The following is an 11320-nucleotide window of genomic DNA, read 5'->3' on the forward strand; positions in this document are numbered from 1 at the left end:
CGTCTTCTGTCGCGAAGGAACGAATGGCGCGGCCCGGATCGCCGGACCGCGCCGGCTAAGACCTTACTTGGCCGCTTCGATGACCTTCAAGGCGTCTTCCTGCGAATATTCGACATTGGCGACGCCGCCCGCGGGCGTGTTGGCGAGGTTTTCCTCGAGGTTCGCCTGGTCGATGCGCAGGAACGGCACGACGAGGTCCTTCTTGACCTCCTTGCCGTCGAGAATCTGCTGGGCGACCCAGAAGGCCAGCGTGGAGACGCCCGGCGCGATCGAGACGGACATGGTCTCGTAGCCGTTGGCGTCTTTCTGTTCCTTCCACCACTTCAGCTCGTCCTCGCGGTTGCCCATGACGATGACGGGCATCGGCCGGCCGGCGGCGGCGATAGCCTGGGCGGCACCGTAGCCGTCGCCGCCCTGGGTGACGACGCCGACGATCTCCGGCAGGCTCGGCAGGATGCCGGCGACGGCCTTCTGCGCCACGTCCTGCGCCCAGTCGCCGTGCACGGAGCCGGCCACCTTGAACTGCGGGAACTGCTCGACGCCGGCATGGATGCCGGCCGAGATCTCGTCGTCGACGAAGACACCGGCAAGGCCGCGGATCTCCAGAAGGTTGCCGCCGTCCGGCAGCTTGCCGGCAAGGAACTCGATCTGGCTGCGGCCCATCTCCTTGAAATCGACGGCGATGCGCCAGGCGCAGGGTTCCGTCACGATGCCGTCGAAGGAGACGACGGTGATGCCGGCGTCGCAGGCTTCCTTGACGGCGCCGTTCAGCGCCGTCGGCGAGGCGGCGTTGATGACGATCGCGTCATAGCCCTGCAGGATCATGTTCTGGATCTGCGCGGCCTGCTCGGTCGCCTGGTTCTCCGCCGTGGTGAAGGCGTCGGCGGCGGCGACGACGCCGGCCTTGACGGCCTCGCCCGTCACCTTGTCCCAGCTCGTCAGCATGGCCTGACGCCAGGAGTTGCCGGCATAGTTGTTGGACAGCGCGATCTTCTTGGCCGACGTGTCGGCAAGCGCGGAAACGGGCATGGCGGCGACGAGCACGGCGGCCGACGCCAGAAGCATCTTGCGAATGGTCATATGTCTCTCTCCCTCGGGATCCGGGTTCGGGCGGATCGAAAATTGTTCTTGCACTGAGCTTCCTCCTCTCAGTAAGGGCAGGATGCGCAAGAAGGCGGGACCTGTACAGGCGCGATGCGGCAAGTCGTTTGCGGGATTTGCGTCCGATGTTGCGGGTTCACGCAAGACGCGGAGGCGCCTGCGGGCGCTTACTTGGAAAGCGCGAGGACGGCGGCGGGAGACGCCGGCCCGGGAGGAAGGCTCATGCTGCACCAGGCGCCCGCAGCCCTGTTCGATCACTATCTCGGCATCTCGCGGCTGCTCGCGGGCCAGCTCGACTTCCGCTCGGCGATCCGCTCGGTGGCGGCCGAGGTCGCGCACATCATCCCGCACGACCATCTCGACGTCTGCCTGCTGATCGACGACGGCAAGTACCACACCGCCTACGAGACCGGCATGGAGACCGCCTGGGGCGACCTCGCCGGCGCGCCGGTCGCAAACAGCCCGATCCGCTCGCTGCTCTGGGGCGAGGTCGACTACATGCTCACCGACGACGCGATGAACGACCCGCGCTTCCATTTCGAGGGTGCCTTCAAGCGGCCGATCGACGAGCAGGCGCTGCGCAGCCGCCTGCACGTGCCGATGAAGGTGGAGGGCACGATCATCGCCGCACTCTCCTGCTCCTCGCAATTGCCCGGCGTCTACACGATGGAGGAGGTGGAGCGCGCCCGCATCGTCGCCGACCTGCTCACGCCCTATTTCTTCGCGCTGCGCGCCGCCGAGCAGGCGCAGCGTTCGGCGATCGTCGAGGCGGAGGCGCGCGCCCGCGAGGAGGGCCTGCGTCTCGGCGCGCTGAAGCTGACGGAGGCGCTGGAGCAGGAGCGCCAGCGCATCGGCATGGACCTGCACGACCAGACGCTCGCCGACCTCACGCGGCTGGCACGGCGCATCGACCGGATGTCGCAGAACGGCGAGGTGACGCCGGAGGCGCTGGAGCCGGTCTCGCGCTCGCTGCAGCACTGCATGCAGGATCTCCGGCAGATCATCGAGCAGGCCAAGCCCTCCGTGCTGCAGCTCTTCGGCCTGGCGCAGGCGGTGGAGAACCATCTCGACCGCTCCGTGCGCGACAGCGGCATGCCGATCGAATGGGCGCTCGTCGACGAGACCGCCGGCGCGCTCGACGCGCTGGAGCCGGCGGTCGCCGTGGCGCTGTTCCGCATCGCCCAGGAGGCGATCAACAATGCGGTGCGCCACGCCCAGCCGATGGCGATCACCGTGCGCCTGAGGATCGAGGAGGGGCAGCTCGCGCTCGAAGTCTCGGACGACGGGCGCGGCATCGCCAAGCAGCGCGGCCGGCTCGGCAGCGGCATCGACAACATGAAGACGCGCGCCCGGCTGATCTCGGCGCGCTGCACCATCGGCGCCGGCCGCGGCAACCGCGGCACGGCGGTCACGGTGTTCCTGCCGCTTACGGCGGAGAAGGAATGAGGGCGGAGGCTGCGATGAAGGTACTGATCGTCGAGGACGACCCGCTGCACCGGTCCTACCTGCACGAGGCCGTCTGCGCGGCGCTGCCCGAATGCGACACGGTGATCGAGGCGGAGAACGGCACGGCGGGCGAAAGGCTCGCCCGCGACCACAAGTCCGCGCATATCGTCATGGACCTGCAGATGGCGAGCCGCAACGGCATCGAGGCGGCGCGCACGATCTGGAAGGAGCGGCCGGAGACGCGCATCCTGTTCTGGTCGAACTATTCCGACGAGGCCTATGTGCGCGGCGTCTCGCGCATCGTGCCGGACGGGGCGGCCTACGGCTACGTGCTGAAATCGGCCTCCGACGAGCGGCTGAAGCTGGCGCTGCGCTCGATCTTCGTCGAGAGCCAGTGCGTGATAGACCGCGAGGTGCGCGGCCTGCAGCAGAAGAGCCTCGGCCAGACCAACGGCTTCACCGATTCCGAATACGAGATATTGGTCGACATCGCGCTTGGCCTCACCGACCGGGCGATCGCGCGGCGGCGCAACCTGTCGCTGCGCAGCGTGCAGAACCGGCTGCAGCAGCTCTACGACAAGCTCGACGTCTACCAGACCGCCGGCGACGACCACGAGGACGGCCGCTTCAACCTGCGCGCCCGCGCCGTCACCGTCGCGCTCCTGCGCAAGCTCCTGAACTACAGCGCGCTGGAGCGCGCCGAGACGGAATTGCAGGAATGGCTGGAGAGCGGGCGGTGACGGTTCGAGATATTTCCGGCTTTTCCGGGCCGGTCGCCCTCCGCCGCAAAGTTTGAATTGACCGCTTGCGACGGCGAGGCGACACTTCAAGCCGGCAAGGCAGGAGGAAGAACGATGGGCGAGCAGGAGCGGTGGCGTCACATGGCAAGCGCGCCGAGGGACGGAAGTCGGGTCCTCGTCACGGTCCGCCCGTCCGAACAGGGGCCGGCGGAAGTCGACGTCGCCTACTGGTCGCACGGCGACCAGTTCGGCCCGGAAGGCTGGCGCGCCTCCGATTCCTCGCCCGGCTGCATCATCGAATATGCCGAGCCGGAGCTGAAGTGCTGGATGCCGATGCCCTCTGCCAATCCCGGCCGCGCCTCCACGCCCTCCCCCTGGGAAGGCGACGACGCCCGGCAGCTCGACGGGTCGGGGATCTGACGAACGCGCTGCCGCGCCTCTATCGGGCGACCGCCTTGAGATAGGCGATGACGGCGGCGATGTCCGCCTCGCTCTTCAGGCCGGAGAAGGCCATGCGCGTCTTCGGGATCATCTTCTTCGGGCCGGCGAGATAGGCGGCGAGCGTCGCCTCGTCCCAGACGAGGCCGCCGGCCGCGGCCGCCTTCATCGCTTCCGAATAGGTGGCGTAGTCGGCCAGCGACGCGGCCGGGCGGCCGACGATGCCGACCAGGTGCGGGCCGACCTTGTTCACCGGTTCCTCCGCGTTGTGGCAGGCGGTGCATTTCCGGAAGACGGCGGCGCCGGCCTCCGCCGAGCCGTCGGCGGCCGCGGCGGCCAAGGGAAACGCGAGCGCGGCGAGGAACGCCAGTGCCTTCATGGTGTCTTGCTCCGATGCGTGGTCGAAAAGGCGGCCGGCCGAAGCCGGCCGGAGGTGGCGCGGCCTGCCGGCCGCACGCGATCACCGGCCGCCCGCAGGCGGCCGGGGAGGATCGCGATGACCCTCAGATGGTGCCCGCCGCCATTTCCTGGGCGATGTAGTCGGCCTGGCGGATCGCCAGCGTGACGATGGTGAGCGTCGGGTTCTCCGCCGCCCCCGTGGTGAACTGGCTGCCGTCGGAGACGAACAGGTTCTTGATGTCGTGCGTCTGGCCCCATTTGTTGACGACCCCGTCCGACGCCTTCTCGCTCATCCGGTTGGTGCCGAGATTGTGCGTCGAGGGATAGGGCGGCGTCGGGAAGCTGCGGGTGGCGCCGACCGCCTCGTAGATCGCCTGGCCCTGCCTGTAGGCGTGGTTGCGCATGGCGACGTCGTTGGCATGGTCGGTGAACCAGACGTCCGGGATCGGCATGCCGTACTTGTCCTTCAGCTCCGCGTGCAGCTTCACGGCGTTGCTCTCCTGCGGCATGTCCTCGCCGACGATCCACAGGCCCGCCATGTTGGCATAGTTGTCCATCGCCGAGGTGAAGGCGCGGCCCCAGCCGCCGGGATCGAGGAAGGCCGCCATGAAGGGCACGCCGAGCGCCAGCGTCTCCAGCTCGTAGCCGCCGACGAAGCCGCGCGAGGGATCGTGCCTGGCCTCGTCCTGGACGATGCCGGCCATCGTCGTGCCGCGGTAGAAATGCACCGGCTTCTCGAACACGGCATAGACCGAGCCGGTGGTGTGCCGCATGTAGTTCTTGCCGACCTGGCCGGAGGAATTGGCAAGCCCGTCCGGAAACAGGTTGGACGCCGAGTTGAGCAGCAGGCGCGGGCTTTCGATCGAGTTGCCGGCGACGCAGACGATGCGGGCCTTCTGGCTTTGCAGGTTGCCGTCCTTGTCGGCATAGACGACGTTCGTCACCTTGCCGTCCGCATCGTGCTCGATCCGGATGACGTGCGAATTGGGCCGCACCTCCAGCTTGCCGGTCGCCTCGCCCTTGGGGATCTCGGTGTAGAGCGTCGACCACTTGGCGCCCCATTTGCATCCCTGGAAGCAGAAGCCCGTCTGCTGACAGCTCATGCGGTCGTCGCGTTCGGCGGAGTTGATGGCCATGCGGCCGGTGTGACATTCCTTGTAGCCGAGCTTGTCGGCGCCGGCCTTGAGGATCTTGAAGTTGTTGTTGCCGGGCAGGCCCTCGATGCCGTGGGTGCGGGTGACGCCCATCTTGTCCTCGGCCTTGGTATAGTAGGGTTCCAGCTCGGCAAGCGTCAGCGGCCAGTCGAGCAGGTTCGCGCCCTCGACCTTGCCGTAGTTGGTCAATGCCTTGAACTCGTGCTCCTGGAAGCGCAGCGAGGCGCCCGCCCAGTGCGTCGTCGTGCCGCCGACGGCCTTGACGATCCAGGCCGGCAGGTTCGGGAAATCCTTCGAGACGCGCCAGCCGCCGCCGGTCGTGCGGTGGTCGAGCCAGGCGAGCTGGGCGAAGCTGTCCCACTCGTCGTTGATGAAGTCCTCGTATTCGATGCGTGCGCCGGCCTCCAGCACGACGACGTCGATGCCCTTCTGCGCCAGTTCGTTGCCGAGCGTGCCGCCGCCGGCGCCCGAGCCGATGATGACGACCACGCTGTCGTCGTTGAGATCATATGGAGCTGCCATGGTTTCCTCCCGGAATGTGTCGGCGGTCGGCCGCGCCTCCTCCGGCGCCGGCCGTCACCCTGCCGTCAGAGCCATTCGATGTCGTCGAAGCCGCGGGCGATGTAGCCGCCCTTGGAGTAGGATTCGCCCTCGTAGCCGAAATGCGGCCAGAGCTCCTTCTGGTTGTAGAAGGACACGACGAGGTCGCCGCGCACCGCCTGGAAGAAGGGGGTCGCCTCGATGTCGCGCAGGATGGCGACGCGGTCGTCCTCCCAGCCGAGGCCGCGATAGCCGCCCGCGCCCGCCCGCTTGTCGAGATCGGCGACGCCGGCCTCGATCAGCTCCTTGTGCGCGGCGTCGCCCGCCGCCTTCGTATCGTGCCCCTTGACCGCGATCGCGTAGAAGCGGTCGGGGACCGAGTCGTGCGGATAGATGTCGCGGGCGAGCTTGATGAGGGTCGCCATGGTCTCCGGCTTCAGCGCGGCGGCCTCCATGCCCCACGCCCTGTCGGGACTGATCACCGCCTTGCCGGTGATGATCAGCGCGGCGCCGATCGTGCCGCGCTTCAAAAGCTCGCGCCGCGAAAGGCCGGGGCGCTGCTCGTAGATCGTCGTCATGTCAGGTTCCTCCCGTTGTTGTGGTCCCGGCGGCCCTCCCCGGCCGCCGGTCCGTTCATTTGAAGCGGCCGTGCCGCTGCAGGACCTCGATCTTGTAGCCGTCGGGGTCGGTGATGAAGAAGAAGCGGGCGAGAAGACCGCCGTCGCGGTTGAACTCGACGATCTTGCCGGGCGTGAAGCCGAGACCGGAGATGCGGGCATGTTCCGCATCGAGATCGCCGACCGAGACGGCGAGATGGCCGTAGCCGTCGCCGAGGTCGTAGGGTTCGGTGCGGTCCTTGTTGATCGTCAGCTCAAGCTCGAATTCGCTCTCCGCATTGCTCATGTAGACGAGCGTGAAGGTCTCGAAGTCGAGCCGGTCGGCCACGGAAAGCCCGAAGGCCTTGCCGTAGAAATCCACGGACCGTGCCTCGTCCAGCACCCGGATCATGGAATGGATCGTCTTTGCCACGCTGTCTCTCCCGACTGGTTGCAGTTCGGCCTGTGGGAAGAGCTTGCGACGGGATTCGCGCTTCAGGGTAGCAGCCGGCTACCGCATGCGGATTTTCAATTCTGGAGTTTTCGGCGAAAGATTTTCTCCCGTGCGCGGCCTGCAAGGACGATTTGACCAATGTCGGGTGCCGCCGCATAATCCGCGGCATAAAAACAAGACTGGAGGATATGCCATGTGTGAGGTCTTCGCGGGCCAGGACCCGCAACGCTACCGGCCCGTCAACCGCTCTGTGCGCATCGGCGGGCATTCGACCAGCATCCAGATCGAGGCCGCCTTCTGGGACCTGATCGACGAGATGGCCGCGGGCCAGGGACTATCGACGTCGCGCTTCCTGTCGACGCTCTACGACGAGGCGCTGGAGATCAACGGCTCGGTGCCGAATTTCGCTTCGCTGCTGCGCACGAGCTGTCTCATCTACATCATGGGCGGGGCCGGCAAGGGCGCCGAGCCGCGCCGGCTGCAGATCGTTGCGGCGGAATAGGATTTAGAAGGTCGGCGGCGTGTTGATCCAGATCAGCACGGTCTCGCCGTCGTGGCGGTTGCGCCAGGCGTGGCGGCGGCAGCTCTCGAAATAGAGGCTGTCGCCGGGGCCGAGGTCGTGGAACTCGTGGCCGTCGAGGACGATCTCCACCCGGCCGGAGAGCACGTGCACGAATTCCTCGCCGTCGTGCCTATAGTCGCCGTCCGAGGAGGCGCCGGGCGCCAGCACGAAGCGGTGGCAGTCCATCATGTTGCGCCCGTCGGCGAGCACCTGCACCGTCACCCCCGGCGAGGTCTCGGGCCACAGCGCCCACTCCCCTGCCCTCACCACCGCGCGCCGCTCGCGCTCCTCCTCGCCCGAGAGCTTGGAGACCGTGGTGCCGTAATATTCGGCGAGGTCGTGCAGCACGCGGAAGGTCACGCCCTGCGAGGTGCGCTCGAAGGTGGAGAGAACCGAGGTGGCGATGCCGATGTCGCCGGCCACCTGCTCCAGCGTCTTGCCGGCATCGTGGCGCAGACTGCGCAGCTTGCGGCCGACGCCCGGCGGCGCGTCGCCGTCGGTGGGCGGCGGAGCCCCCTCCCCATCTTCCGCCTCCAGGGCCTCGCGGATCGCGGCGGGGTTCAGCCCGCGCTCGGTGCGGTACCAGGCGATGCGCTTCAGCCGCGCGACGTCCTCGGCGCTGTACTGGCGGTGGCCGGTCTCGGAGCGGCCGGGGACGATCAGGCCGAGCGTCTCCCACAGCCTCAGCGTCGAGGCCGACACGCCGGCGAGCCGTGCGGCCTCCGCCACCTTGTAATGCACCGGTTCGTCGGAACCCATGGCGCCAAATCCCTGATTCTCGTGCTATGGTCTGCTATACCATTCCGCGCCGATCCGGCGCGCAAAAATGCCGTTGCATTCTTGCAGAAAAAATGTAGGAATTCCACTCGACCCTTGCAGAAAAAATGTAAGATATCGATTCCAGCCCTCCAGCCCAGGATAGCGCCATGACCGCAACGCCCATCACCGACCGCAAGAACGCCGCCATCTCCCGCGGCGTCGGCATGACCACGCAGATCTATGCCGACCGCGCCGAGAATGCCGAGATCTGGGACAAGGACGGCAACCGCTACATCGACTTCGCCGCCGGCATCGCCGTCGTCAACACCGGCCACCGCCATCCGCGCGTCATCGAGGCGGTGAAGAAGCAGCTCGACCGCTTCACGCATACCTGCCACCAGGTCGTGCCCTACGAGAACTATGTCGAGCTCGCCGAGCGGCTGAATGCCATCACCCCCGGCAACTTCGCCAAGAAGACCATCTTCGTCACGACCGGCGCGGAAGCCGTCGAGAACGCCGTCAAGATCGCCCGCGCCGCGACCGGTCGCCAGGCCGTCGTCGCCTTCGGCGGCGGCTTCCACGGCCGCACCTTCATGGGCATGGCGCTGACCGGCAAGGTCGTTCCCTACAAGGTCGGCTTCGGCGCCATGCCGGGCGACGTCTTCCACGTGCCCTTCCCGGTCGAGCTGCACGGTACGACGCCGGAACAGTCGCTGGCCGCGCTGAAGAAGCTCTTCGCCGCCGACGTCGATCCGAACCGCGTCGCCGCGATCATCATCGAGCCGGTGCAGGGCGAGGGCGGCTTCTATCCGGTGCCTGCCGGCTTCATCAAGGCGCTGCGCACGCTCTGCGACGAGCACGGCATCCTGCTGATCGCCGACGAGGTGCAGACGGGCTTCGCCCGCACCGGCAAGCTCTTCGCCATGGAGCACTACGGCGTCGCCGCCGACCTGATGACGATGGCCAAGGGGCTCGGCGGCGGCTTCCCGATCGCCGCCGTCACCGGCCGCGCCGAGATCATGGACGCGCCCGGCCCCGGCGGCCTCGGCGGCACCTATGCCGGCAGCCCGATCGGCGTCGCCGCCGCCCATGCGGTGCTCGACGTCATCAAGGACGAGGATCTGTGCAACCGTGCCGAAAGCCTCGGCGCGCGCCTCAAGCAGCGCCTTGCAGCGATCCGCGACAAGGTTCCGGAGATCGTCGACATCCGCGGCCCGGGCTTCATGAACGCCGTCGAGTTCAACGACGTCAAGACGCAACTGCCGAGCGCCGACTTCGCCAACAAGGTGCGCCTCAAGGCGCTGGAGAAGGGCCTGATCCTGCTCACCTGCGGCGTGCACGGCAACGTTATCCGCTTCCTGGCGCCGATCACCATCCAGGACGAGGTCTTCGCCGAGGCGCTCGACCTCCTCGAGGCCTCGATCGTCGAGGCCCGCGCCGCCTGACCGGGCGGCGCAGCCCGCCGGCATTCCCCTGACGACGGCGACACCCGAGGCCCGAGGCTTCGGGTGAAGGCCTTCCTGTTTCCTGTTTTCGAGAAGGAGCCGACCATGGCTTTCCACGATGCCCTCACCCGGCACCTGACATCGACGGACCTCCTGCGCGACGCGGGCTACGTCAACGGCAACTGGATCGGCGGCAACGGCGCCGCCACCTTCGACGTCCTCGACCCGGCGACCGGCGAGAGGCTGGCGACGCTGCCGGAGATGGGCGCGGCCGAGACCGCCGCCGCCATCGATTCCGCCTATCGCGCCCAGCCGCTCTGGGCCGCCCGCCCGGCCAAGGACCGCAGCGCGCTTCTGCGCAAGTGGCACGACCTCATCATCGCCCATGCCGACGAGCTCGCCGCCATCCTGACGGCCGAGATGGGCAAGCCGCTCGCCGAGGCCAGGGGCGAGATCCTCTACGCCGCGTCCTATGTCGAGTGGTACGCGGAGGAGGCCAAGCGCATCAACGGCGAGACCATCCCGGCCCCCTCCCCCGACCGCCGCATGCTGGTGATCAAGCAGCCGGTCGGCGTCGTCGGCACCATCACGCCCTGGAATTTCCCGGCGGCGATGATCGCCCGCAAGATCGCGCCGGCGCTCGCCGTCGGCTGCACCGTCGTCTCCAAGCCGGCCGAGCAGACGCCGCTCTCGGCGATCGCGCTCGCCGTGCTGGCGGAGCGGGCCGGCATCCCGGCAGGCGCCTTCAACCTCGTCCTCGGCACCGACGGGCCGGCGATCGGCAAGGAGCTGTGCTCCAACCCGAAGGTCCGCAAGATCTCCTTCACCGGCTCGACGGAGGTCGGCCGCATCCTGATGCGCCAGTGCTCCGACCAGATCAAGAAGGTGAGCCTCGAGCTCGGCGGCAACGCCCCCTTCATCGTCTTCGACGACGCCGATCTCGACGCGGCGGTCGAGGGCGCCATGGTCTCGAAATACCGCAACGCCGGCCAGACCTGCGTCTGCGCCAACCGCATCTACGTCCAGTCGGGCGTCTACGACGCCTTCGCGGAGAAGCTGGCGGCGAAAGTCTCGGCGCTTTCGGTCGGCAACGGCTTCGACGAGGGCGTGACCATCGGTCCGCTGATCGAGGAGGCGGCGATCGGCAAGGTCGAGGCGCATATCGCCGACGCGCTCGCCAAGGGCGCGAAGGTCGTCGCCGGCGGCAGGCGCATCGACGGGCCCGGTACCTTCTTCGAGCCGACGCTGCTGACGGACGTCACCCGCGACATGACGGTCGCGCGCGAGGAGACCTTCGGGCCGCTCGCCCCCCTCTTCCGCTTCGAGACGGTCGAGGACGTCATCGCCCAGGCGAACGACACCGAGTTCGGGCTTGCCGCCTATTTCTACGCCGGCGACCTGAAGAAGGTCTGGAAGGTGGCGGAGGCGCTGGAATACGGCATGGTCGGCATCAACACCGGCCTCATCTCCTCCGAGGCCGCTCCCTTCGGCGGCATCAAGCAGTCCGGCATCGGCCGCGAGGGCTCCGCTCACGGCGCCGACGACTATCTGGAACTGAAATATCTCTGCATGGGCGACGTCGCCTGATCCAAAGTTCCCCCACTGCCCCGCCCTACGGCGGGGCTTATACATTGGAAGGCCGGAACATCGGTTACGATGTTCCGGCCTCTTGTCATTGTGGTGGTT

At 67.7% G+C, this 11320-nt stretch carries 12 protein-coding genes; 6 read left to right on the plus strand and 6 right to left on the minus strand.

Annotated elements, in window-relative coordinates; all coding sequences use genetic code 11:
* Positions 1-63: 63 nt before the first annotated feature.
* Entirely contained in the window at positions 64-1080 is a 1017-nt protein-coding gene (locus NNZ72_RS15235) for an ABC transporter substrate-binding protein (protein ID WP_257316213.1), read from the minus strand.
* 243 nt (positions 1081-1323) lie between these two features.
* Here NNZ72_RS15235 and NNZ72_RS15240 point away from each other — a divergent pair, with 243 nt between their 5' ends.
* The 3 genes from NNZ72_RS15240 (at position 1324) to NNZ72_RS15250 (ending at position 3707) form a co-directional block, all read left to right on the plus strand.
* Positions 1324-2547: a GAF domain-containing sensor histidine kinase gene (locus tag NNZ72_RS15240; RefSeq protein ID WP_257316214.1), complete on the plus strand. Its 1224-nt coding sequence runs from the start codon at positions 1324-1326 to the stop codon at positions 2545-2547.
* 14 nt (positions 2548-2561) lie between these two features.
* Positions 2562-3287 (plus strand): response regulator transcription factor, encoded by a 726-nt coding sequence (locus tag NNZ72_RS15245; RefSeq protein ID WP_257316215.1) that lies wholly within the window; start codon positions 2562-2564, stop codon positions 3285-3287.
* Between the two features lie 114 nt (positions 3288-3401).
* Positions 3402-3707 (plus strand): hypothetical protein, encoded by a 306-nt coding sequence (locus NNZ72_RS15250; protein WP_257316216.1) that lies wholly within the window; start codon positions 3402-3404, stop codon positions 3705-3707.
* A gap of 19 nt (positions 3708-3726) precedes the next feature.
* On the opposite strand, the gene NNZ72_RS15255 is transcribed toward NNZ72_RS15250, so the two are convergent.
* From NNZ72_RS15255 to NNZ72_RS15270, 4 genes are all read right to left on the minus strand, one after another.
* Positions 3727-4104, minus strand: a complete 378-nt coding sequence (locus NNZ72_RS15255; RefSeq protein WP_257316217.1) for a c-type cytochrome — start codon at positions 4102-4104, stop codon at positions 3727-3729.
* A gap of 124 nt (positions 4105-4228) precedes the next feature.
* Positions 4229-5800 (minus strand): GMC family oxidoreductase, encoded by a 1572-nt coding sequence (locus NNZ72_RS15260; RefSeq protein WP_257316218.1) that lies wholly within the window; start codon positions 5798-5800, stop codon positions 4229-4231.
* A 65-nt stretch (positions 5801-5865) separates the two neighbouring features.
* Positions 5866-6396, minus strand: a complete 531-nt coding sequence (locus NNZ72_RS15265; RefSeq protein WP_257316219.1) for a gluconate 2-dehydrogenase subunit 3 family protein — start codon at positions 6394-6396, stop codon at positions 5866-5868.
* Between the two features lie 55 nt (positions 6397-6451).
* Positions 6452-6847 (minus strand): VOC family protein, encoded by a 396-nt coding sequence (locus NNZ72_RS15270; protein WP_257316221.1) that lies wholly within the window; start codon positions 6845-6847, stop codon positions 6452-6454.
* A 214-nt stretch (positions 6848-7061) separates the two neighbouring features.
* Here NNZ72_RS15270 and NNZ72_RS15275 point away from each other — a divergent pair, with 214 nt between their 5' ends.
* The gene (locus NNZ72_RS15275) at positions 7062-7370 is read left to right on the plus strand and encodes a ribbon-helix-helix domain-containing protein (RefSeq protein ID WP_257316222.1); all 309 of its coding nucleotides are present in this window, start codon (positions 7062-7064) and stop codon (positions 7368-7370) included.
* A 3-nt stretch (positions 7371-7373) separates the two neighbouring features.
* On the opposite strand, the gene NNZ72_RS15280 is transcribed toward NNZ72_RS15275, so the two are convergent.
* Positions 7374-8189 (minus strand): MerR family transcriptional regulator, encoded by an 816-nt coding sequence (locus NNZ72_RS15280; RefSeq protein WP_257316223.1) that lies wholly within the window; start codon positions 8187-8189, stop codon positions 7374-7376.
* A 167-nt stretch (positions 8190-8356) separates the two neighbouring features.
* Between NNZ72_RS15280 and NNZ72_RS15285 the strand changes: the two genes are divergently transcribed.
* Complete coding sequence (locus tag NNZ72_RS15285; protein WP_257316224.1) at positions 8357-9634, plus strand: 4-aminobutyrate--2-oxoglutarate transaminase; 1278 nt, start codon at positions 8357-8359, stop codon at positions 9632-9634.
* A 105-nt stretch (positions 9635-9739) separates the two neighbouring features.
* Positions 9740-11221 carry an NAD-dependent succinate-semialdehyde dehydrogenase gene (locus NNZ72_RS15290; protein ID WP_257316225.1) on the plus strand — a complete coding sequence of 494 codons (1482 nt, stop codon included), beginning with the start codon at positions 9740-9742 and terminating at the stop codon, positions 11219-11221.
* The last annotated feature ends 99 nt before the right edge of the window (positions 11222-11320 follow it).

It is taken from the genome of Shinella pollutisoli, from assembly GCF_024609765.1.
GTDB classification, from domain to species: Bacteria; Pseudomonadota; Alphaproteobacteria; order Rhizobiales; family Rhizobiaceae; genus Shinella; species Shinella pollutisoli.

What these genes read in the sequence shown, in the direction of transcription:
- NNZ72_RS15285 (WP_257316224.1), top strand. Translation starts at nt 8,357, where the DNA reads ATGACCGCAACGCCCATCACCGACCGCAAGAACGCCGCCATCTCCCGC.
- NNZ72_RS15275 (WP_257316222.1), top strand. Translation starts at nt 7,062, where the DNA reads ATGTGTGAGGTCTTCGCGGGCCAGGACCCGCAACGCTACCGGCCCGTC.
- NNZ72_RS15290 (WP_257316225.1), top strand. Translation starts at nt 9,740, where the DNA reads ATGGCTTTCCACGATGCCCTCACCCGGCACCTGACATCGACGGACCTC.
- NNZ72_RS15245 (WP_257316215.1), top strand. Translation starts at nt 2,562, where the DNA reads ATGAAGGTACTGATCGTCGAGGACGACCCGCTGCACCGGTCCTACCTG.
- NNZ72_RS15250 (WP_257316216.1), top strand. Translation starts at nt 3,402, where the DNA reads ATGGGCGAGCAGGAGCGGTGGCGTCACATGGCAAGCGCGCCGAGGGAC.
- NNZ72_RS15240 (WP_257316214.1), top strand. Translation starts at nt 1,324, where the DNA reads ATGCTGCACCAGGCGCCCGCAGCCCTGTTCGATCACTATCTCGGCATC.
- NNZ72_RS15235 (WP_257316213.1), bottom strand. Translation starts at nt 1,080, where the DNA reads ATGACCATTCGCAAGATGCTTCTGGCGTCGGCCGCCGTGCTCGTCGCC.
- NNZ72_RS15260 (WP_257316218.1), bottom strand. Translation starts at nt 5,800, where the DNA reads ATGGCAGCTCCATATGATCTCAACGACGACAGCGTGGTCGTCATCATC.
- NNZ72_RS15255 (WP_257316217.1), bottom strand. Translation starts at nt 4,104, where the DNA reads ATGAAGGCACTGGCGTTCCTCGCCGCGCTCGCGTTTCCCTTGGCCGCC.
- NNZ72_RS15265 (WP_257316219.1), bottom strand. Translation starts at nt 6,396, where the DNA reads ATGACGACGATCTACGAGCAGCGCCCCGGCCTTTCGCGGCGCGAGCTT.
- NNZ72_RS15280 (WP_257316223.1), bottom strand. Translation starts at nt 8,189, where the DNA reads ATGGGTTCCGACGAACCGGTGCATTACAAGGTGGCGGAGGCCGCACGG.